Annotated in this window: 17 protein-coding genes; 14 read left to right on the top strand and 3 right to left on the bottom strand. The window is 68.6% G+C overall.

Features of this window, described 5'->3' with window-relative positions:
* Window positions 1-13 precede the first annotated feature (13 nt).
* Window positions 14-304 (bottom strand): hypothetical protein, encoded by a 291-nt coding sequence (locus ACFY1E_RS16590; RefSeq protein ID WP_115906133.1) that lies wholly within the window; start codon window positions 302-304, stop codon window positions 14-16.
* A gap of 332 nt (window positions 305-636) precedes the next feature.
* On the opposite strand from ACFY1E_RS16590, the gene ACFY1E_RS16585 reads away from it, so the two are divergent.
* The 3 genes from ACFY1E_RS16585 (at window position 637) to typA (ending at window position 5,616) form a co-directional block, all read left to right on the top strand.
* A complete protein-coding gene (locus ACFY1E_RS16585) occupies window positions 637-2,775 on the top strand; it encodes an ABC transporter family substrate-binding protein (RefSeq protein ID WP_389076268.1) in 2,139 nt (712 codons plus the stop codon).
* Between the two features lie 123 nt (window positions 2,776-2,898).
* A complete protein-coding gene (locus tag ACFY1E_RS16580; protein ID WP_389076266.1) occupies window positions 2,899-3,573 on the top strand; it encodes a hypothetical protein in 675 nt (224 codons plus the stop codon).
* A 135-nt stretch (window positions 3,574-3,708) separates the two neighbouring features.
* Window positions 3,709-5,616 carry a translational GTPase TypA gene (gene typA / locus ACFY1E_RS16575; protein ID WP_389076263.1) on the top strand — a complete coding sequence of 636 codons (1,908 nt, stop codon included), beginning with the start codon at window positions 3,709-3,711 and terminating at the stop codon, window positions 5,614-5,616.
* A gap of 81 nt (window positions 5,617-5,697) precedes the next feature.
* Here the strand turns inward: typA and ACFY1E_RS16570 are convergent, their stop codons facing one another.
* On the bottom strand, window positions 5,698-6,144 hold the full coding sequence (locus ACFY1E_RS16570) for a VOC family protein (protein WP_389076261.1): 447 nt from the start codon (window positions 6,142-6,144) through the stop codon (window positions 5,698-5,700).
* Window positions 6,145-6,935: 791 nt separating this feature from the next.
* Here ACFY1E_RS16570 and ACFY1E_RS16565 point away from each other — a divergent pair.
* From ACFY1E_RS16565 to ACFY1E_RS16515, 11 genes are all read left to right on the top strand, one after another.
* On the top strand, window positions 6,936-7,970 hold the full coding sequence (locus ACFY1E_RS16565) for an ABC transporter permease (RefSeq protein WP_389076259.1): 1,035 nt from the start codon (window positions 6,936-6,938) through the stop codon (window positions 7,968-7,970).
* An 83-nt stretch (window positions 7,971-8,053) separates the two neighbouring features.
* The gene (locus tag ACFY1E_RS16560; protein ID WP_389076257.1) at window positions 8,054-9,868 is read left to right on the top strand and encodes an ABC transporter substrate-binding protein; all 1,815 of its coding nucleotides are present in this window, start codon (window positions 8,054-8,056) and stop codon (window positions 9,866-9,868) included.
* 94 nt (window positions 9,869-9,962) lie between these two features.
* The gene (locus ACFY1E_RS16555; RefSeq protein WP_389076254.1) at window positions 9,963-10,943 is read left to right on the top strand and encodes an ABC transporter permease; all 981 of its coding nucleotides are present in this window, start codon (window positions 9,963-9,965) and stop codon (window positions 10,941-10,943) included.
* Between the two features lie 22 nt (window positions 10,944-10,965).
* On the top strand, window positions 10,966-12,027 hold the full coding sequence (locus ACFY1E_RS16550) for an ABC transporter ATP-binding protein (protein WP_389076252.1): 1,062 nt from the start codon (window positions 10,966-10,968) through the stop codon (window positions 12,025-12,027).
* A gap of 11 nt (window positions 12,028-12,038) precedes the next feature.
* Window positions 12,039-13,160, top strand: coding sequence for an ABC transporter ATP-binding protein (locus tag ACFY1E_RS16545; RefSeq protein ID WP_389076249.1), 1,122 nt, complete (start codon window positions 12,039-12,041; stop codon window positions 13,158-13,160).
* A gap of 120 nt (window positions 13,161-13,280) precedes the next feature.
* Window positions 13,281-14,159, top strand: a complete 879-nt coding sequence (locus tag ACFY1E_RS16540; RefSeq protein WP_389076247.1) for a GNAT family N-acetyltransferase — start codon at window positions 13,281-13,283, stop codon at window positions 14,157-14,159.
* Between the two features lie 105 nt (window positions 14,160-14,264).
* Window positions 14,265-15,896 (top strand): ABC transporter substrate-binding protein, encoded by a 1,632-nt coding sequence (locus ACFY1E_RS16535; protein WP_389076245.1) that lies wholly within the window; start codon window positions 14,265-14,267, stop codon window positions 15,894-15,896.
* 6 nt (window positions 15,897-15,902) lie between these two features.
* Window positions 15,903-16,826, top strand: a complete 924-nt coding sequence (locus tag ACFY1E_RS16530; protein ID WP_389076243.1) for an ABC transporter permease — start codon at window positions 15,903-15,905, stop codon at window positions 16,824-16,826.
* Window positions 16,819-17,796 (top strand): ABC transporter permease, encoded by a 978-nt coding sequence (locus tag ACFY1E_RS16525; protein ID WP_389076241.1) that lies wholly within the window; start codon window positions 16,819-16,821, stop codon window positions 17,794-17,796. The genes ACFY1E_RS16530 and ACFY1E_RS16525 overlap by 8 nt, the downstream gene beginning before the upstream one ends.
* A gap of 166 nt (window positions 17,797-17,962) precedes the next feature.
* A complete protein-coding gene (locus ACFY1E_RS16520) occupies window positions 17,963-18,946 on the top strand; it encodes an ABC transporter ATP-binding protein (protein ID WP_389076239.1) in 984 nt (327 codons plus the stop codon).
* Window positions 18,939-19,970, top strand: coding sequence for an ABC transporter ATP-binding protein (locus ACFY1E_RS16515; protein WP_389076236.1), 1,032 nt, complete (start codon window positions 18,939-18,941; stop codon window positions 19,968-19,970). Before ACFY1E_RS16520 ends, ACFY1E_RS16515 begins: the two co-directional genes overlap by 8 nt.
* A gap of 122 nt (window positions 19,971-20,092) precedes the next feature.
* On the opposite strand, the gene ACFY1E_RS16510 is transcribed toward ACFY1E_RS16515, so the two are convergent.
* Window positions 20,093-22,213 carry a prolyl oligopeptidase family serine peptidase gene (locus ACFY1E_RS16510; RefSeq protein ID WP_389076234.1) on the bottom strand — a complete coding sequence of 707 codons (2,121 nt, stop codon included), beginning with the start codon at window positions 22,211-22,213 and terminating at the stop codon, window positions 20,093-20,095.
* Window positions 22,214-22,259 lie beyond the last annotated feature (46 nt).

The following is a 22,259-nucleotide window of genomic DNA, read 5'->3' as shown; positions in this document are numbered from 1 at the left end:
ACTCCGGTCGGGTTCAGGGGGCGTGGCGGTCGCGGGCGCCGAGTCCTTCGTCGTCCGTGTCGATCCACAGCGAGGGGTCGTACGGGGTGTCGGGGATGGTGACCAGTTCCGGCTTGCGCGGTGCGCTCGGACTCGACGCCGCCTCGCGCAGGAGCGCGACGCTCTCCCGCAGGTGATCGGCGTCGGCGCGGACGCGGCGTATGTCGAGGCCGCCACTGCCCAGCTGCTTCTCCAGGCGGCCCACCGACCGGGACAGGTCGTCCAGGCAGCGCTGCATTGTCGTCAGGTCGTCTTGCACGGACATGACGTGACCTCACTTCCATGGGCCGTCAGGCCTCAGGTGGCAACGTTCATGCGCCTGCGAGTGTTGCGCGTCACACCTGCCGGTGGGAAGGGATGTGCAGCGATTGGCGGATTGCACGCCTCCAGTGCACGCCTGCAAGCGCTCTGTGTGCGCCGGGGGCGCACATTGGGCCGTACGAGTGGGGTTGCCCGGCTGTGCCGCCGTGTCACCCCCGGTTGGCGAACCCTTTCCTCTTCAGTGGGGCCGTAGATCTGATCAACTCCAAAATACGCCCAAATGTGATCAGACCCCCACCCGTGTCACCGGCTGGAGCGGCCTCGGAGGTAGCGAAGATGTCCCACGACGGGAGACTGAGGACCAGGCCCGGTGCGGTCGCGCGCTCGGTCGCCTTCCTCGCTGCGGGCGTGCTCGTGGTGCCCCTGCTCGCGGGCTGTGGCTCCGAGGACGAGGCGGGCAAGCCCCTAGCGGGGCCGGACATCGCGCCCGCCGGGCGGGACCAGGTGGCCGACGGCGGCACCCTGCGGTGGGCCGTGGACGACGTGCCGGAGACCCTGAACACGTTCCAGTCGGACGCCGACGCGGTCACGAACCGCGTCGCCCAGGCCGTCCTCCCCTCCATGTACCGGCTGGATGCGAACGGGCGGCCGCAGCGCAACTCCGACTACCTGGAGTCCGCCAAGGTCGTCCAGACCGAGCCCAAGCAGGTCGTGCTCTACAAGATCGCCCAGCAGGCCGTCTGGAGCGACGGCCGCGAGATCGGCGCCGCCGACTTCGCCGCCCAGTGGCGCGCTCTGTCCGGCAAGGACACCGCGTACTGGACCGCCCGCAACGCCGGCTACGACCGCATCGAGAAGATCGAGCGCGGCGCGAACGACCTCGAGGTCAAGGTCACCTTCGCGCGGCCGTACGCCGACTGGCAGTCGCTGTTCTCGCCGCTGTACCCCAAGGACGTCATGGGGACGCCGGACTCCTTCAACGACGGGGCCCGCAGGACGCTCAAGGTCACCGCGGGGCCCTTCGCCCTGAAGGCGGTCGACCACAAGAACAACCAGGTCAGCCTGGTCCGCAACCCGCGCTGGTGGGGTCAGCCGGCCAAGCTCTCCGAGATCGACCTGAAGGCCGTACCGCTCGACAAGCGGCCCGCCGCGCTCGCCGACGGGGAGATCGACCTGGCCGAGATCGACCCGTCCGCCGCCCGGCGCATCGCGCCGACCGCCGGGGCCAAGGGCTCCGCCGCGCTGCCGGGCCCACAAGCCAGGCGCGCCGCCGCCAAGACCCTGCCCGCAGATGCCGAGGGCCTGAACGGCTTCGAGGTCCGCAAGTCCCTGGAACCCGTCTACACCCAGCTCGCCCTGAACGGCGCCGAAGGCCCCCTCGCCGACGAGCGCGTCCGCCGCGCTGTGGCCCGCGCCCTCGACCGCAAGGCGCTCGCCGAGGCCGTCCTCAAACCGCTCGGGCTGCCCGCCGTGCCCGTCGGCAGCCATCTAGCGCTGTCCGGGCAGGCCGCCTACGCCGACAACAGCGGCGCGCTCGGCGGCCAGGACACCGCGGAGGCCGAGGCGCTGCTCGCGGACGCCGGGTGGGTGCGCGGCGGTCCGGTCAAGGAGGAGAAGAAGCAGCAGAAGGGCGAGAAGGCCGCAGGGGCCCAGGGACGCAAGGCCGACGAGTCCGAGGGCGGCGACGACGGGACGTACATCGTCGGCGAGGACGACAACGGCGACAGCAAGAGCGGCCACCACAAGGACCCCAAGGACCACAGCAGGAAGGACGAGAAGGCCAAGGGCGGCGGCACGCACCTCGCGGACGGCAAGTACGCAGGCCGGCAGCCGGTGCACGGCGGCGCGCCCGGCGCCTACGCGCCCAAGGGCACCGCGGCCCCGGCCGGTGCCGCCGTCGGGGTGCTGGCCAAGGACGGCAAGCCGCTCACCCTGCGCTTCGTGCTGCCTTCGGGGCCCGGTTCGCAGGCCCTGCGGACCGTGGCCGACCGGATCGGCGCCATGCTGCAGCGGGTCGGCATCGGCACTCGGATCACGAAGGTCTCCGACGAGAGCTACTTCAAGGACCACATCGCGTCCGGCGAGTTCGACCTCGCGCTGTACTCCTGGCCCGCCTCCGCCTTCCCCGCCACCGACGCCCGGCCCATCTACGCCAAGCCGGTCCCGGCCGCCGACGGCTCCCTCGACGTCGAGCAGAACTACACCCGCATCGGCACCGACCAGGTCGACCACCTCTTCGACCAGGCGGCCGCCACCCTCGACACCGACGAGAACCTCTCCCTGATCCGCAAGGCCGACTCCCGCATCTGGGCCGCCGCCGGCTCCATCCCGCTGTACCAGCGCCCCCAGCTCATCGCCGTGACGAAGAACCTGGTGAACGCGGGGGCCTTCGGTTTCCGGACGCCGGTCTACGAGGACATGGGCTTCCTGAAGAAGGGGGCGAAGCCTTCGGCGAGCGCGAAGCCGGGCGGCTGACGGGGCCGTAGCTCAGCAACAGCTCAAAACGCTTGCCGTATGCGTCCGGCGCCCGCAGCATGAGTCGACCATTGATCATGCCGCGGGCGCCGGGCGCCCGTGCGCGGCGAAACGGGGCGGCACATGCGGGGCATCACACGGGGGACGTGGGCTGCGGCGCTGACCGTGGTGACGGCGGTGGCGGGGCTCGCGGGGTGCACCGGTGGCGGGGACGGCGACGGCAAGGCCGCCGCCAGGAGCAGCGCACCGGCCGTGGCGAAGGCCTGCGCGAACGGGACCTTCACATGGACCGGCGTGAAGAAGACGGACCGGCTGACCGGTGTGTCCGCGCCCGAGCCGAGCGGGGGCCGCACCATCAAGACGACGAACCCGATCGAGCGGGTCTACACCCCGAAGCCGTCGGTACGGACCGAGGGGCCGTCCCTGTCCGCGGCCGAGGTCCTCTTCTCGCTGGGCAAGAAGATCGGCGAGATCGACTCCGACGCCGCCACTCTGGGCGACGTGAACGGCGACACCTGGGCCTTCACCGACGTGCACCAGAAGGCGCCGAACCTGGACAGCCGCTTCTCCGAGGTGGCCGACCCGCGCGAAACCGTGCAGTACGCCGGAGTCCGGGAATGGGAGGGCGACTTCCGCCACACCTGCCCCGGCGGCCGGACCACCACGGGCCACGCGCGGAACTGGACGGTCGACCTGCAGGGCATCCTCTCCTGCGACGAGTCCGTCGACAGCGCGATCGCCCGCCAGGCCGCCCGGCTCTCCTGCGAACCGGGCTCCCGGGCCGCCCGGAAAGCCTGACCCCCGGTTGCCCGGCAAGCCGCCGCCGCAGCGGCCCCGTACCATGGTGTAAGGCCGTGGCGTGTCCAGCCCGGCAGGGTCCGCGTAACACAGACGTACGCGTTGGCCTTCCTCACACTCCAGGAGTACGCCTTCATGGCCACGCGCCACGACATCCGCAACGTCGCCATCGTCGCCCACGTCGACCACGGCAAGACGACCATCGTCGACGGCATGCTGAAGCAGGCCGGTGCCTTCGCCGCCCATCAGCTCGACTCGGTCGACGACCGCATGATGGACTCGAACGACCTGGAGCGTGAGAAGGGCATCACGATCCTCGCCAAGAACACGGCGGTGAAGTACCACCCCAAGGACGGCGGGGACCCGATCACCATCAACATCATCGACACCCCCGGCCACGCCGACTTCGGTGGCGAGGTCGAGCGCGGTCTGTCGATGGTCGACGGTGTGGTGCTGCTGGTCGACGCCTCCGAGGGCCCGCTCCCGCAGACCCGCTTCGTGCTGCGCAAGGCGCTCCAGCAGCGGCTGCCCGTCATCCTGTGCATCAACAAGACGGACCGTCCGGACTCCCGTATCGACGAGGTCGTCAACGAGACCTACGACCTCTTCCTCGACCTGGACGCCGACGAGGAGCAGATCGAGTTCCCGATCGTCTACGCCTGCGGCCGTGACGGTATCGCCTCGCTCACCAAGCCGGAGAACGGGACCGTCCCCGCCGACTCCAACAGCCTGGAGCCGTTCTTCTCCACGATCCTGGAGCACATCCCGGCCCCGACCTACGACGAGGCCGCCCCGCTCCAGGCCCACGTCACCAACCTGGACGCCGACAACTTCCTCGGCCGTATCGCGCTGCTCCGCGTCGAGCAGGGCGAGCTGCGCAAGGGCCAGACCGTCGCATGGATCAAGCGTGACGGGTCCATCAGCAACGTCCGCATCAGCGAGCTGATGATGACCGAGGCGCTGACCCGCAAGCCCGCCGAGATGGCCGGCCCCGGTGACATCTGTGCCGTCGCCGGTATCCCGGACATCATGATCGGCGAGACCCTGGCCGACACCGAGAACCCGGTCCCGCTGCCGCTGATCACCGTCGACGAGCCCGCGATCTCCATGGTCATCGGTACCAACACCTCGCCGCTGGTCGGCCGTGGCGGCACCGGCAAGGGCGCCGACGCCAAGTCGGCCGTCAAGGACCGCAAGGTCACTGCCCGTCAGGTCAAGGACCGCCTCGACCGCGAGCTGGTCGGTAACGTCAGCCTCCGGGTCCTTGAGACCGACCGCCCCGACGCCTGGGAGGTGCAGGGCCGCGGTGAGCTGGCGCTGGCCATCCTGGTCGAGACCATGCGCCGGGAAGGCTTCGAGCTGACCATCGGCAAGCCGCAGGTCGTCACCAAGGACGTCGACGGCAAGGTCTACGAGCCCGTCGAGCGCATGACCATCGACGTGCCCGAGGAGCACATGGGCGCGGTCACCCAGCTGATGGGCGTCCGCAAGGGCCGCATGGACAACATGTCCAACCACGGCTCGGGCTGGGTCCGCATGGAGTTCGTGGTGCCCTCGCGCGGCCTGATCGGCTTCCGCACGGAGTTCCTGACCAGCACCCGCGGCACGGGCATCGCCCACTCCATCCACGAGGGCCACGAGCCGTGGTTCGGTGCGCTGCAGACCCGTAACAACGGCTCGCTGGTCGCCGACCGCGCCGGCGCCGTCACCGCGTTCGCGATGACGAACCTCCAGGAGCGCGGCGTGCTCTTCGTGGAGCCGGGCACCGAGGTGTACGAGGGCATGATCGTCGGCGAGAACTCGCGCTCCGACGACATGGACGTCAACATCACCAAGGAGAAGAAGCTCACCAACATGCGGTCGTCCACGGCCGATGTGGCCGAGTCGATCGTCCCGCCGCGCAAGCTCTCCCTTGAGCAGTCGCTGGAGTTCTGCCGCGACGACGAGTGCGTGGAGGTCACCCCGGAGGCGGTCCGCATCCGCAAGGTGAACCTGGACGCCCGCGAGCGCGCCCGCGCGGCCAGCCGCGCCAAGCACGGCTGACGGCTGACCTTGAGGGCATGTGGATGCCGGGCCGCTCCGGTGGATCGGGCCCGGCATCCACAGCCCAGGTGACCCCCAAGCTCATTCCCGCTCGCCTGCGTTGCCGCGCTGGGCACTGCTGCCGTCCCGGTAGAGGCAGAAAGGGTGGCCGGCCGGGTCGAGCAGCACTCTGACGTCGTCCTGCGGCTGGTGGCCACTCTCCCGCGCGCCGAGTACGAGCGCGTGCGCCACGGCCTCCTGCAGATCGACCACCTCGAAGTCGAGGTGCATCGTGATCCGCTGAGCGCCGTCCCGGGCGGGCCAGACCGGCGGGACATACCCGTGCCCGCGCTGGAAGGCGATGTAGGCCACACCCTCTGACGGTGCGATGGCCGCCCCGTCATCGTCTTCCTTGGCGATCTCCCAGCCCAGCAGCTCCGCGTAGAAGCGCGCCAGCGCCTGCGGATCGGGCGCTTCGAGCACGACGCCCCACCAGTCGTTTCTGGACATCCGCGGGGTGCCGGGCTGGTGGCTGGGGCGTCCGTCCATGTCGGCGTGTACCCCCCGGTGTTCAGACAGAGGTAGGGAAAACCCTAGTTCTTGTTCCGGATCCGTAAAGGCGGTTCGAACCGGTCTAGGCTCCTGCCAGCGTGAGTTCTGGCCATCCGCCGGGAGAGCGATGCGAACGGCCCCGAACTGTCGGGCCGGTGACCGAAAGTGATGGACTGCGCGTCCATGCACAGTGGCCGTAGATCCGCAACTCAATTTTCAGGTGTTGCGCGTTCGGTATACGGACATGCGGGTCCGATAGGTGTGTAACAAGTCCGTTTCGCAGGGATCTTTCGGCAAACCCTTTGTCCGGATTTTGGAAGATGTACGCGTAAGGTGTGATCGAACCGAGACCTTATGAGTGTGGTTCGGTCATGGCTCATGGCAGATAGTTAGGCGCGTAGCTCGGGTCGACGGGTCTCGCACTGTGGGGGCAGTGTGGATTCGCGAGCCCAAGGGATGTCTGACTGTCCGTCAGGGGTGGCGGAAGCCAGACATATGCCCTTCCTGTCGGTGAACACGTGGAGTCATGAGGAGGAGCCCCATGTGCGGTGTCATGAACACCAAGTGGGCCACGCCGCCCGTGGTGGGCAACTGCCCAGCTGGTTGCGGCGGTTCACTCTGAGGGATTCGACAGCCGTTCAGCGCGGGCGAACGCCTACGCGCGTCCGGCTGCGGGTTTCTCGCTTCCTCGGGAGCTTCGACACTTCTTCATGAACCGGTCCGCGGTCGCGCACACCCTGCGGCGGCCGTCGGCTCGGCACACCCACACCTGTTGAAATGGACCAACTGTGACCAGTCCTATCGAGGTTGACGGCGGCGGTACGTCGGTCGTCGTCGACGGCGCCCCCCAGCCTCCGAAGGAGGCCGCGGCGGCCAAGCTCGAGGGCCGCTCGCCCGGCCAGCTGATGTGGATCCGCTTCAAGCGCGACCGCACCGGCGTCATCTCGGCGTTCGTCGTGCTCTTCTTCTTCGTCGTCGCGGCCGCCGCGCCACTGATCGCGAAGCTGTACGGCAAGAACCCGTACACCATCTACGCCGACGTCCGCCCGGAGCTCTTCGACAGCGCGGGTGTACCGGTGCAGCCCAACGGCGGCATCAGCGGCGAATTCTGGTTCGGGCTCGAACCAGGCAACGGCTACGACGTGTTCACCAAGCTGATCTACGGGATCCGCACCTCGCTGATGATCTCCGTCGCGGTGACGGTCGCCACGGTGGTGACGGGCATCCTGCTGGGCATCGCGGCCGGCTACCTCGGGGGCAGGACCGACTACTGGATCGGCCGGGTCATCGACTTCCTGCTGGCCTTCCCCTCGCAGCTGTTCTTCATCGCCAGCATGCCGGTGGTGGTGTCGCTGTTCGTCAGCCCGCGCGACGAGACACCGACCTATGTGCGGGTGGTCGCGCTCATCCTCGTCCAGTGGTTCCTCGGCTGGATGAGCCTCGCCCGCATCCTGCGCGGCACCACTCTCGCCCTGCGTGAGAGGGAGTTCATCGAGGCGGCGAAGGTCAGCGGAGCCTCCCCCTGGCGGATCATCCGCAAGGAGCTCCTGCCGAACGTGGTGACGCCGATCCTCGTGCAGTCGACGTACATGCTGCCGTCGTTCGTGACGGCGGAGGCGGGACTGTCCTTCCTCGGCGTCGGCATCGTCGAACCGACCCCCGACTGGGGTCAGATGTTCTCCAGGGCGTCGACCGAACTCGTCTTGCAGAACGACATCACCTACATGATCTTCCCCGGCGTCTCGATGGTCATCTTCGTCGTCGCGTTCAACCTGCTCGGGGACTCGGTCAGGGACGCCTTCGATCCCAGGGCAGCACGCTGACCGAGAGTTTGGGCGTCCTCGCCCGGATACGCACAGCAATTTCTTCGCATCAGGCGACACACAGATGGGTGGAGACTTCAGTGATGAGTAGGGGCGGACGCCAGACATACGCCGCGCTCTCCGTGCTCGCGGCGGGGGCACTCGTGCTCACCGGCTGCAGCAAGGGCGGCAGCAACGCCAGCGACAACGAGAAGAAGGACCAGCAGAACGCCAAGCAGCAGCAGGCGTCCATCAAGTTCGGCAACGCGGCGGACTCGACGGGTCCGGCCGCCGCCGTACCGGGAGCCAAGAGCGGCGGCACCATGGAGGTGCTGCAGCGCGACTCCTACGCCCACCTCGACCCGGGGCAGATATACGTCTCCGACGAGGGCTCGCTGGCCAACCTGCTCTTCCGAGGGCTCACCGGCTACAAGGCCACCAGCAACGACGGCAGCAAGCACGAGGTCGTCGGCGACCTGGCCACCGACTCCGGTACCACCACGGACGGCGGCAAGACCTGGAAGTACACCCTCAAGGACGGCATCAAGTTCCAGGACGGTACGCCGATCACCTCGGCGGACTTCCGGCAGACCTTCGAGCGCCTGTTCGCGCCCTTCATCAACCAGGGCCCGGCGTACATCCAGCAGTGGATGGCCAACACCTCCAGCGCCGCCGACTACCGCAAGCTGCTGCCGGACGGCCCGTACAAGGGCAAGCACCTGCCCGACAGCATCCTCGAGACGCCGGACGCCAAGACCATCGTCTTCCACTTCCAGAAGGCGCACCCCGACCTGCCGTACGCGCTCGCCATGGCGGGCTACGCGGTGGTGTCCAAGAAGGGTGACACGCAGCAGAAGTACGACAAGGCCCCGCTCGCGACCGGTCCGTACAAGATCCAGTCGTTCAAGTCCGGCAAGTCGATGGTGCTGGTCAAGAACACCAACTGGGACCCGAAGACGGACCCGATCCGCAACCAGTACCCGGACCAGTTCAACTTCACCTTCAACGTCCAGTACGAGGGCTCCACCAAGGCGCTCCTCGCGGACACCGGTGCCGACAAGACCGGCGTCAGCTTCAACAACTCGGTGGACGCGGGCAACATCAGCGCGGTCCTCGGCGGCAACGCGGCGATCAAGGCCCGTACGGTCTCGGGCTACCAGCCCTACGTCGGCCAGATCAACATCAACATGAAGCACGCGCCGTTGCAGGACAAGACGGTTCGTGAGGCCATCGCCTACGCCCTGCCGGTCACGCCGATCGTCCGCGCCTTCGGCGGCAGCTCGGCCGCGGAGGTCGCCGGCGGCTTCATCAGCCCGACCGTCAGCGGCTACGACGCCTCCTTCGACCCGTGGGGCAAGAAGAAGAACCCCGGCGGTGACGCGGCCAAGGCCAAGGCGCTGCTGAAGAAGGCCGGCAAGCTCGGTCTGAAGCTGACCTACGGCTACCAGAACACGCCCGAGGGCCAGCAGTACTCCACGGCCATCGCCGCGGCCCTGAAGAACGCCGGCTTCAACGTGCAGCGCCAGGACATCCCGGCCGAGACGTACTACGACCAGGTCGGCAAGGTCAACAACAACTACGACATCTACGCCTCCGCCTGGGGCGCCGACTGGCCGTCCGCCTCGACCGTGATCCCGCCGGTGTTCGACGGCCGCACGATCGCCGACGGCTCGCCGAACTACTCGCACGTCAACGACCCCAAGGTCAACGCCGACATCGACGCCGCGAACAAGATCTCGGACCCGGTCAAGTCGGCCGAGGCCTGGGAGAAGATCGACCAGTACCTGGCCAAGAACGTCATCAACGCCGTTCCGACCATCTACTACAAGCAGGTCCAGATCTCCGGCTCCAAGGTCGGCGGCCTGGTCTACGACGACGTCATCGGCGGAATCGACCCGCGTCGTCTCTTCATCAAGTAACCCCCCTGTCCGACCGGTACCCGGTGCGGCCGCCTAGCGCGGTGGTCGCACCGGGTACCGCCCGGCCCGCTGACGTCAGAGAGCTGCCCCTGTCATGCTGCGCTTCCTCGTCCGCCGGACCCTCGGTGCCGTCGTCATCCTCTTCCTGTTGAGCATCGTGACGTTCTTGCTGTTCTTCGGGATGCCTCGTGATCCGGCGCTGCTGATGTGCGGCAAGACCTGCAACCCGACCAGTCTCGCGAACATCCACCATGTGCTGGGCCTGGACAAGCCGATCCCCGAGCAGTACTGGATCTTCCTGAAGAACCTCGTCCTCGGCAGCAACCAGTTCGCCCAGGGCCCCTGCCCCGCCCCCTGCTTCGGGTACTCGTACCACACCAACGACCAGGTCTGGGCGACCATGATGGACCGCCTGCCCACCACCATCTCGCTCACCCTGGGTGCCGCGGTGGTCTTCCTGATCGTGGGTCTGGGCACCGGCATGCTCGCCGCCTGGAAGCGGGGGACACTGTTCGACAAGTCGGTCACCGCAGGGTCGATGGTGATCGGTTCGCTGCAGATCTACTTCATCGGCCCGCTGCTGCTCTCGCTCCTCGTCTACCAGACCCACCTCTTCGACAAGCCCGTCTACAACGACTTCACCGCGGATCCGGTCGCCTGGTTCACAGGGCTGCTCATCCCGTGGGTGGTGCTGTCCACGATCTTCGCCTCGCAGTACACCCGTATGGCGCGCTCGGCGATGATCGAGCAGCTCCAGGAGGAGCACGTGCGCACCGCCCGCGCCAAGGGCATGTCCCGCAAGTACGTCTTCTTCCGCTACGCCTGGCGCGGCTCGCTGATCCCGATCGTCACCATCTTCGGCATCGACCTCGGGACGCTGCTGGGCGGCGCCATCATCACGGAGTACACCTTCGGACTGGCCGGCCTCGGCCGACTGGCCGTGGAGTCCGTGCAGTTCAGCGATCTGCCGATGCTGCTGGGTGTGATGCTGTTCTCCGCCGCCATGATCCTGCTGTTCAACATCATCGTCGACGCCTGCTACGCCTTCATCGACCCGCGCGTGCGGCTCTCCTAGGCCGGGTAAGAGGAGCACTCTCGTGACCACTTTGACCAAGGAAGCCGGCGCCCCCGTGCCGGCCGACGCGGGCACCTTCCTCTCCGTGCGGGACCTGCACGTCAGCTTCAAGACCGAGGACGGCGTCGTGAAGGCCGTCAACGGCCTCTCCTTCGACCTGGAGCGGGGCAAGACCCTCGGCATCGTCGGTGAGTCGGGTTCCGGCAAGTCCGTCACCAACCTGACGATCCTCGGCCTGCACAACCCGATGTTCACCACGGTCGAGGGCGAGATCCTGCTGGAGGGCAAGGAGCTCACCACCGCCCGGGAGTCGGAGCTGGAGAAGCTGCGCGGCAACAAGGTCGCCATGATCTTCCAGGACCCGCTGACCGCGCTCTCGCCGTACTACACGGTGGGCCGGCAGATCGCCGAGCCGTTCAGGAAGCACACCGGGGCCTCGAAGAAGGCGGCCTGGGACCGGGCCGTCGAGATGCTCGGCAAGGTCGGCATCCCCAACCCCAAGGAGCGGGCGAAGGAGTACCCGCACCAGTTCTCCGGCGGTATGCGCCAGCGCGCGATGATCGCCATGGCGCTGGTCTGCGACCCCGACCTCCTGATCGCCGACGAGCCGACGACGGCCCTGGACGTGACGGTCCAGGCCCAGATCCTCGACCTGCTGAAGGACCTCCAGCAGGAGTTCGGCTCGGCGATCATCTTCATCACCCACGACCTGGGCGTCATCGCCGACATGGCCGACGACATCATGGTGATGTACGCGGGCGGCGCGATCGAGCGCGGCACGGTGAACGAGGTGATGCGCACGCCGCAACACCCCTACACCTGGGGCCTGCTGAACTCCATGCCGCGCCTCGACTCCGACCTCGCCGCCCCGCTCGCGCCGATCCCCGGCGCCCCGCCCTCGCTGCTCACGCCGCCTTCCGGCTGCCGCTTCCACCCGCGCTGCACGTTCCAGGACCGGGTCGGCGGCAACCTCTGCGTCACCGAGCGCCCGCTGCTCGCCCCGGACCGTGCCTCGGCGTGCCACCTCACGGCGGAACAGAAGCACACCATCTTCGTCGAAGAGATCAAGCCCCGTCTGGGCTAGGAGGACACGTCATGACAGAGGACCTCGTCCTTCCCGCCCCCCGCGACGCGGGCACCGGCCCGAGCGGGGAACCGCTGCTCGAAGTCACCGGCCTGACCAAGCACTTCCCGATCAAGGGCGGCTTCCCGATCCGCCGTACGGTCGGCGCCGTACAGGCCGTCGACGGTCTCGACCTCACCGTGCACGTAGGTGAGAGCTTCGGCCTGGTGGGGGAGTCGGGCTGCGGCAAGTCGACCACCGGCCGGCTGATCACCCGGCTGATGGAACCCACCGGCGGCAAGATCTCCTACCGTGGCCAGGACATCACGCACGCCACGCGCAAGGAGCTGGCGCCGATCCGCTCCGAGATCCAGATGATCTTCCAGGACCCGTACTCGTCGCTGAACCCGCGGCAGACGGTCGGCAAGATCATCTCGGGCCCGATGGAGATCAACGGCATCGAGCCGGAGGGCGGCCGCGAGAAGCGCGTACGCGAGCTGCTCGAGATCGTCGGTCTGAACCCCGAGCACTACAACCGCTTCCCGCACGAGTTCTCCGGCGGCCAGCGTCAGCGCATCGGCGTGGCGCGGGCGTTGGCGCTCGAACCGAAGCTGATCGTCGCGGACGAGCCGGTGTCGGCCCTGGACGTCTCGATCCAGGCCCAGGTGGTGAACCTGCTCCAGAAGGTGCAGGACGAACTCGGCATCGCGTTCCTGTTCATCGCCCACGACCTCGCCGTCGTACGGCACTTCTCGCAGCGCGTGGCGGTGATGTACCTCGGCAAGATCATCGAGGTCGGCGACCGCGAGTCCATCTACACCCGCCCCCGTCACCCGTACACCCACGCCCTGTTGTCCGCCGTTCCCGAGGTGAATCTGAGCGGCGAGGACACCGGCGGGCGCGAGCGCATCCGGCTGGCGGGCGATGTCCCGTCCCCGATCGCCCCGCCCTCCGGGTGCCGTTTCCGTACCCGCTGCTGGAAGGCGCAGGACAAGTGCGCGACCCAGGAGCCCCCGCTGATCCAGCTCTCCGGCAACCACGCAGGCCACCTGACGGCCTGCCACTTCCCGGAGGAGCCGACCATCGAGGGCCGGGCGGAGGACATCGTGCTGGATCCGGCACTGGCGGCGCTGGAGGACGCGGCGGAGGAGTGACGGCCGGTTCGGCGGCGGTGCCGCGGTGATGGTCTCGGGGGGCGGGGGCTTCAGGCCCCGCCCCCCGTCGCCGTACTGAGAGGTCCGCATATATCGGCGATCACCCGGGGACCATGAAGCATGCCCCTGGACGACTGGCAACTCACCGCAGACATCGACGACTTCCTCGCCCGAGCCGGGGACTTCCTGTGCTCGCGCCCCGTCATGCACAACACGCCGCTGACGACGCTCGAGAAACTGAGAAAAAGCGGCGCGGACGCGTCCGGTGCCGGGGCCACGGTCTTCGGCCGACTGGAGTCGGACGGCGAGGTCCGGGCCGTCTGCTATCGCACTCCGCGCGGCCGCCTGACCCTCACCACGCTCTCCGCCGGGCAGGCCGACACGCTCGCCGCCCGCCTGGCCGGCCTCGGCCACACCTTCTCCGGCGTCACCTCGGACCACGACACCGCCACGGCGTTCGCCGAGGCATGGAAACGGCACACGGGCGCAGCGCCGGTGCGCGACTGGCAGGCCCTTCTCTACCGACTCGGCACGCTCACCCCGCCGGAGCCGGTCCCAGAGGGCCGGGGCGGGCTAGCGGGGGAGGAAGACCACGAGCACGTCGTGCGCTGGTGCCGTGAGTTCGCCGCGGATGTCGGGGAGGCCGTCACCGTCGACTCCGCTTCCTGGGCCGGCACCCGCTTCGCCGAGAAACGCTATACGTTCTGGGAGACCCCGGACGGCACGCCCGTCTCCATGGCGGGCGCGAACCCGATGGTGGCCGGCATGGTCCGGGTGGACCCCGTCTACACCCCGGCCCACCTGCGGGGTCGTGGTTACGCGGGCGCGGTGACGGTCGAGGTGAGCAGGGCCGCGCTGGCCGCGGGCGCGACGGAGGTGGTTCTGTTCGCCGATCCGGCCAACCCCACCAGCAACGCGCTCTACCAGCGCATCGGATACGTCCGTGTCGCGGACTTCACCGGGTACGACCTCTCCCGAACCGGGTGTGGAGGAAGCTGACCCATCCGGATGGCGTATGCCCCCAACGGGCGGTCTGCGAGTGCGGTGTGCCACCTCGGGCCCGATATTGACCGGTAACGGACAGTATCCCCGAGGAGGCCCCCCATGCCCGCAGCCACCCACGCCAAATGGGCCGCAGGCGCCGCGGCGCTCGCCCTCGCCGCGACGGGCTGCGGCGGCAGCAGCGGGGGCGGGGGCGGCAGTGACAGCGGTGCCGTGCTCAGCTCCTCCTGGGGGGACCCGCAGAACCCGCTGGAGCCGGCCAACACCAACGAGGTGCAGGGCGGCAAGGTCCTCGACATGATCTTCCGGGGGCTGAAGCGGTACAACCCGAAGACCGGCGCCGCCGAGGACATGCTCGCCGAGAAGATCGACACCACCGACTCGCAGAACTTCACGATCACCGTCAAGAGCGGCTGGAAGTTCAGCAACGGCGAGGCCGTCACCGCGAAGTCCTTCGTGGACGCCTGGAACTACGGGGCGAGCCTGAAGAACAACCAGAAGAACGCGTACTTCTTCGGGTACATCGACGGCTACGACAAGGTCCACCCCGAGACCGGCAAGCAGACCGCCGACACGCTCTCCGGCCTCAAGGTCACCGGCAACCTGACCTTCACCGTCAAGCTGACCCAGAAGTTCTCGACCTTCCCGGACACCCTCGGCTACTCGGCCTACGACCCGCTGCCCTCGGCCTTCTTCTCCGACCACGCCGCATGGATCAAGAAGCCGGTCGGCAACGGGCCGTACACGGTGGAGTCGTACACCAAGGGCTCGAAGATGTCCCTGAGGAAGTGGGACGGGTACCCCGGCACGGACAAGGCGCAGAACGGCGGCGTGGACCTCAAGGTCTACACCGACAACAACACCGCCTACACCGACCTGATGGCCGGCAACCTCGACCTGGTGGACGACGTCCCGGCCGCCCAGCTCAAGAACGTCAAGGCCGACCTCGGCGACCGGTACCTCAACACCCCCGCCGGCATCATCCAGACGCTCGCCTTCCCGTTCTACGACCCGAACTGGAACAAGAGCGGCTCGGAGAAGGTCCGCAAGGGCCTGTCCATGGCGATCAACCGCAAGCAGATCACCGACACGATCTTCCAGAAGACCCGCACCCCGGCCACCGACTGGACCTCCCCGGTCCTCGGCACGAAGGGCGGCTTCCAGGACGGGCTGTGCGGGAGCAGTTGCGAGTACAACCCCAGTGAGGCCAAGAAGCTGATTCAGGAGGGCGGCGGGCTGCCCGGCGGCCAGGTCAAGATCTCGTACAACGCCGACACGGGCTCCCACAAGGAGTGGGTGGACGCCGTCTGCAACTCCATCAACAACGCGCTCGGCAACGACAAGGCCTGCGTGGGCAACCCGGTCGGCACCTTCGCGGACTTCCGCAACCAGATCGGGCAGCACAAGATGACCGGGCCGTTCCGGGCCGGCTGGCAGATGGACTACCCGCTCATCCAGAACTTCCTGCAGCCCCTCTACTACACCAACGCCTCCTCCAACGACGGCAAGTGGTCCAACAAGGACTTCGACAACTACGTCAACCAGGCCAACTCCGAGACCGACACCACCAAGGCGATCGGGCTCTTCCAGAGCGCCGAGAAGGTCGTACGCGACAACATGGCGGCCATCCCGCTCTGGTACCAGAACGGCAGCGCGGGCTGGTCCGACCGGCTTTCGAACGTCGCGTTGAACCCGTTCAGCGTCCCCGTCTACAACGAGATCAAGGTCGGCTGACCGCGCATGGGACGGTACGTGGTCCGGCGTCTGCTCCAGATGATCCCGGTGTTCATCGGGGCCACGCTGCTGATCTTCCTGATGGTGAACGTGATGGGCGACCCCATCGCGGGACTCTGCGGTGAGCGGCAGTGCGACCCGGCCACGGCCGCGCAGCTGAAGAAGGAGTTCGGCCTCGACAAGCCGGTGTGGCAGCAATACCTGACCTACATGGGGAACGTCTTCACCGGCGACTTCGGCACGGCGTTCAACGGCCAGAAGGTCACCGAGCTGATGTCGACGGCGTTCCCGGTCACCATCCGGCTGACGATCGTGGCGATCCTCTTCGAGATCGTCATCGGCATCACACTGGGCGTGATCACCGGTCTGCGGCGCGGCAGGCCGGTCGACACCTCGGTCCTGCTGGCCACCCTCGTGGTCATCTCCGTCCCCACCTTCGTGACCGGCCTGCTGCTCCAGCTGCTCCTCGGCGTCGAGTGGGGCTGGATCAAACCGTCGGTCTCCACCGACGCCACCTTCAGCGAGCTGATCGTGCCGGGACTGGTCCTCGCGTCCGTCTCCCTGGCGTACGTCACCCGGCTGACCCGCACCTCCATCGCGGAGAACCGGCGCTCCGACTACGTCCGCACGGCGGTCGCCAAGGGCCTGCCCCGGCAGCGGGTGATCATCCGCCATCTGCTGCGCAACTCGCTGATCCCCGTGGTCACCTTCATCGGCACCGACATCGGCGCGCTGATGGGCGGCGCGATCGTCACCGAGCGGATCTTCAACATCCATGGCGTGGGCTACCAGCTCTACCAGGGCATCCTGCGCCAGAACACGCAGACCGTCGTCGGCTTCGTGACCGTACTCGTCCTCGTCTTCCTGGTGGCCAACCTGCTGGTCGACCTCCTGTACGCCGTACTCGACCCGAGGATCCGCTATGCCTGAGCAGTACGAGTCCGAGGGCGCCATTTCCTCCACGGGCATGGGCGGCGCGATGGACCTGGCCGTGAGCGAGGGGGAGACCCTGGAGCGGACTCCCGGCGGCCCGCAAGGCACCGGCCCGGCGGGCAGGCCGCGCTCCCTGTGGTCGGACGCCTGGCGCGACCTGCGCCGCAACCCCGTCTTCATCGTCTCGGCGCTGGTGATCCTGTTCCTGGTCGTGATCTCCCTGTGGCCGTCCCTGATCGCCTCCGGCAACCCCCTCAAGTGCGACCTCGCCAAGGCCCAGGAGGGCTCCCAGCCCGGGCACCCCTTCGGCTACGACGGGCAGGGCTGCGACGTCTACACGCGCACCGTGTACGGGACCCGCATCTCCATCAGCGTGGGCGTCCTGGCCACGCTCGGCGTCGCGCTGCTCGGCTCGGTACTCGGCGGGCTCGCCGGGTACTTCGGCGGGGGCTGGGACTCGCTGATGTCCCGGATCACCGACATCTTCTTCGCGATCCCGGTCGTGCTCGGCGGCCTCGTCCTGCTGTCCGTGGTGACCAGCAACACGATCTGGCCGGTCATCGGGTTCATCGTGCTGCTCGGCTGGACGCAGGTCTACCGCATCGCCCGCGGCTCGGTCATCACCGCCAAGCAGAACGACTACGTGCAGGCCGCCCGCGCGCTCGGCGCCTCCGACTCCCGCATCCTGCTGCGGCACATCACGCCGAACGCGGTCGCTCCGGTGATCGTCGTGTCGACCATCGCGCTCGGCACGTACATCGCGCTGGAGGCGACCCTGTCGTACCTCGGCGTCGGTCTGAAGCCGCCCACGGTCAGCTGGGGCATCGACATCTCGGCGGCCTCCCCGTACATCCGCAACGCCCCCCACATGCTCCTGTGGCCCGCCGGCGCGCTGGCGATCACCGTACTGGCGTTCATCATGCTCGGCGACGCGGTCCGCGACGCCCTCGACCCGAAGCTGAGGTGAGGGGACATGGCGCTGGAAGCGTGTGACCGGCGGGTGGGGTCCTGGGCCCTGGTGAAGGGGCGCCCGGCCCGGTGCTTTGCGGGCCGGTGCGGTCCGTGTTCCTGGACTGCTCGGCGGGACGCCCTGGTGCGCGACGCCCTCGACCCGAAGCTGAGGTGACGGCGTCATGCTGCTCGAAGTGCGGGACCTGCACGTGGAGTTCCGGACCCGGGACGGGGTCGCCAAGGCCGTCAACGGGGTCGACTACGGCGTGGACGCGGGGGAGACCCTCGCCGTGCTCGGCGAGTCCGGTTCCGGGAAGTCCGTCACCGCGCAGGCGGTCATGGGCATCCTCGACATGCCGCCCGGCAGGATCACGGGCGGCGAGATCCTCTTCCAGGGCCAGGACCTGCTGAAGCTGAAGGAGGAGGAGCGCAGGAAGGTCCGCGGCGCCGAGATGGCCATGATCTTCCAGGACGCGCTGTCCTCCCTCAACCCCGTGCTCCCCGTGGGCGACCAGCTCGGCGAGATGTTCGTCGTGCACCGCGGGATGTCGAAGAAGGATGCGCGGGCGAAGGCCGTGGAGCTGATGGAGCGGGTGCGGATCCCGGCCGCCAGGGAGCGGGTCAAGGACTACCCGCACCAGTTCTCCGGCGGTATGCGCCAGCGCATCATGATCGCGATGGCGCTGGCACTGGAGCCGGCGCTGATCATCGCCGACGAACCGACGACCGCGCTGGACGTCACCGTCCAGGCCCAGGTGATGGACCTGCTCGCCGAGCTGCAGCGCGAGTACAACATGGGACTCATCCTGATCACCCACGACCTGGGCGTGGTCGCCGACGTCGCCGACCGGATCGCCGTGATGTACGCGGGCCGGATCGTCGAGTCCGCCCCGGTGCACGACATCTACAAGGTGCCCGCGCACCCGTACACCAAGGGCCTGCTGGAGTCGATCCCGCGGCTCGACCAGAAGGGCCAGGAGCTCTACGCCATCAAGGGCCTGCCGCCCAACCTCATGCACATCCCGCCGGGCTGCGCCTTCCACCCCCGCTGCCCGATGGCCCAGGACGTCTGCCGGACCGACGAACCGCCCCTGTACGAGGTGAACGGGGAAGAGCCGGACCGGCGCAGCGCCTGCCACTTCTGGAGGGAGTGCATGAATGGCTGAGCCGATTCTGCAGGTCAGAGGGCTTTTCAAGCACTATCCGCTCACTCAGGGGATTCTCTTCAAGAAGCAGGTCGGCGCGGTGAAGGCCGTCGACGGCGTGGACTTCGAACTCGCCCGCGGTGAAACCCTCGGCATCGTCGGCGAGTCCGGCTGCGGCAAGTCGACGGTCGCCAAGATGCTGGTCAACCTGGAGAAGCCGACGGCGGGGGAGATCCGCTACAAGGGCGAGGACATCGGCAAGCTGTCCGCCAAGGCCCTTCGCGCCGTGCGGCGCAACATCCAGATGGTCTTCCAGGACCCGTACACCTCCCTCAACCCCCGGATGACCGTGGGCGACATCATCGGGGAGCCGTACGAGATCCACCCCGAGGTGGCGCCCAAGGGCGACCGGCGCAAGAAGGTCCAGGAGCTGCTGGACGTCGTCGGGCTCAACCCCGAGTACATCAACCGCTATCCGCACCAGTTCTCCGGCGGCCAGCGCCAACGCATCGGCATCGCCCGGGGGTTGGCGCTGCGCCCCGAGGTCATCGTCGCCGACGAGCCGGTCTCCGCGCTGGACGTCTCCGTGCAGGCCCAGGTCGTCAATCTGATGGACCGGCTGCAGAGCGAGTTCGAGCTGAGTTACGTCTTCATCGCGCACGACCTGTCGATCGTCCGGCACATCTCGGACCGGGTCGGGGTGATGTACCTCGGGCGGATCGTGGAGACCGGCAGGGACGCCGAGATCTACGACCATCCGACGCACCCCTACACCCAGGCGCTGCTGTCCGCCGTCCCCGTGCCCGACCCGGTGGCGCGGGAGCACCGGGAGCGGATCATCCTCGCGGGAGACGTGCCGTCACCGACGAACATCCCCTCGGGGTGCCGCTTCCGCACGCGGTGCTGGAAGGCGCAGGAGCGGTGCGCGCTGGAGGTGCCGCTGCTGGCGGTGCCGGCCGCGTTCCGGGACGTGAGCGGTCCGGCAGCCCATGACTCGGCCTGCCACTTCGCAGAAGAAAAGGCTGTCGTACCGACCGAGGAGTAACACGCAGGCAACTTGGCCGACCCGGTTCCGATATACGGACGCGTCAGTCTCTAGAGCGTACGGCCGTGCGGGTGCCGTAAACGGGCCGGGGCTCGCCATGTAGCCCCGGCCCGTTGCCGTGCCTAGGCCCGCCCCAGCGACCGCTTCAGAAAGTCGAGTTGGAGCCGCAGCAGGTTCTCGGCGACCGACTCCTGCGGGGTCATGTGCGTGACGCCGGACAGCGGCAGCACCTCGTGCGGACGGCCGGCCGCCAGCAGGGCCGAGGACAGCCGCAGCGAGTGGGCGACCACCACGTTGTCGTCGGCGAAACCATGAATGATCATCATCGGCCGGTGCGGCTCGGCCGCGTCCACCAGGCCCGCGTCGTCGATGAGCGAGTTGCGGCGGTACACCTCCGGCTGCTCGTCCGGGTGGCCGAGGTAGCGCTCCTGGTAGTGGGTGTCGTACAGCCGCAGATCCGTGACCGGGGCGCCCACCACGGCCGCGTGGAAGACGTCCGGGCGGCGCAGCACCGCGAGCGCCGCCAGATAGCCGCCGAAGGACCAGCCGCGGATGCCGACCCGGCTCAGGTCCAGCGGGAAGCGTTCGGCGAGTGCGTGGAGTGCGTCCACCTGGTCCTCGACCGTGACCCCCGCGAGGTCGTCGCGGACCGCCTTCTCCCAGGCCGGGGAGCGGCCCGGGGTGCCGCGGCCGTCCGCGACCACGACCGCGAACCCCTGGTCGGCGAACCACTGCGAGGTCAGATGCGGATTGTGCGCGGCGACCACCCGCTGGCCGTGCGGACCGCCGTAGGGATCCATGAGGACCGGCAGCGGACTCTCGCCGTCGTGGTCGCGGGGAAGCAGCACGGCGCACGGGATGCGCCGTGCGCCCCCCTCGGTGAGGGTCACCCGCGGTGTCATACCGGGGTCCTCCGCGTACGAGGCGACGGTCGCCGCGTGCTTGCCGTCGCGAAGCACCTGCACGCGGGCGCCCGGCCGGTCCAGCACGGCGGACACCAGCACCGTCACGCCCCCCGCACGCACCGCAGAGTGCACGCCGGGCTCCTGCGAGACCCGCTCCAGGCCGAGTTCGTTGACGCGGTAGACATGTACCTCGCCCGTCTCGGGGGCCTCGGCCTCCTCGCCGGCGGACGCGGCGATCAGCACGTTGTCGTCCGAGACGTCCAGCACCGCGCGGACGTGCAACTGCGGTCCCGTCAACGGGCGTTCACCCACCGCGAGGACCCGCGCGCCGCCCTCGTCCACGATGCGCACCAGCTGCCCGGACGGGCTCCAGCACGGCACCCCGGGGAAAAGATCAAGCCAAACCTGATCTTCGTCCGCGTGCACCAGCCGGGTCGCGCCCGTCTCGGGGCTCACGGCCAGGAACAACTGGCTCCGCTGGTCGCGCGCTTGTACGAGCAGCAAGGGTGTGCCCGCTTCTGACCAGTGCACATGCGCCAGGTACGGATAGCGCGCCCGGTCCCAGACGACCTCCGTGCGTGCCCCGTCCAGACCGATCACGAACAGCCGTACGTCCGCGTTGTCGGTGCCCGCCGCCGGGTAGGCGACGTGCTGTGGCTCACGTTCCGGCTGGGCCGGGTCGGAGATCCACCAGCGCCGTACCGGCGTGTCGTCCACGCGCGCGACCAGCAGCCGGTCCGAGTCCGGCGACCACCAGAAGCCCCGCAGGCGCTGCATCTCCTCGGCCGCGATGAACTCCGCCAGCCCGTAGGTGACGTTCGCCGACTCCGGCTCCGCGAGGGCCCGTTCGTCCTTGCCCTCGGCACCCACCACCCGCAGCGCACCCTGCGCGACATAGGCGACATGCCGGCCGTCGGGGGAGGGGCGCGGGTCGATCACCGGTCCGGGGGCGGGGAGTTCACGTGCCGTACCGGCCCGCAGCTCCGCCGTGAAAAGCCGCCCTGACAAGGCGAAAGACGCCAACTCCACGGCCGCGTCGGTGGCGTAGCCGACGATGCCCGCGCCGCCCTCGCGGCTGCGCTCGCGGCGCGCCCGCTCCTCCGGGGGAAGCTCCTCGGAGGCGCCGCCGAGCAGGGCGCGCGGGTCGGCCGCCACGCGCTCCCCGCCGCCCTCTACATCGAGAACCCACAGGGAACTCGCCCTGTCCGTACCGGAGGTGGAGCGCAGGAACACGACACGGGTGCCGTCGGGCGCCACGGTGAAAGCGCGCGGCGCGCCCAGGGTGAACCGCTGGGTGCGGGCGTGCCTGCGGGGAAAGGAGTCGGACGTCGTCGTCATGCCCTGACCATATTGGCCATGCGCCCCCTTGTGCGGCCGTGCGCCG

The sequence above is a fragment of the Streptomyces sp. NPDC001604 genome (assembly GCF_042893475.1).
GTDB lineage: Bacteria > Actinomycetota > Actinomycetes > Streptomycetales > Streptomycetaceae > Streptomyces.
The sequence above is the reverse complement of the archived record's forward strand: the minus strand, read 5'-3'. Positions and strand labels throughout refer to the sequence as shown.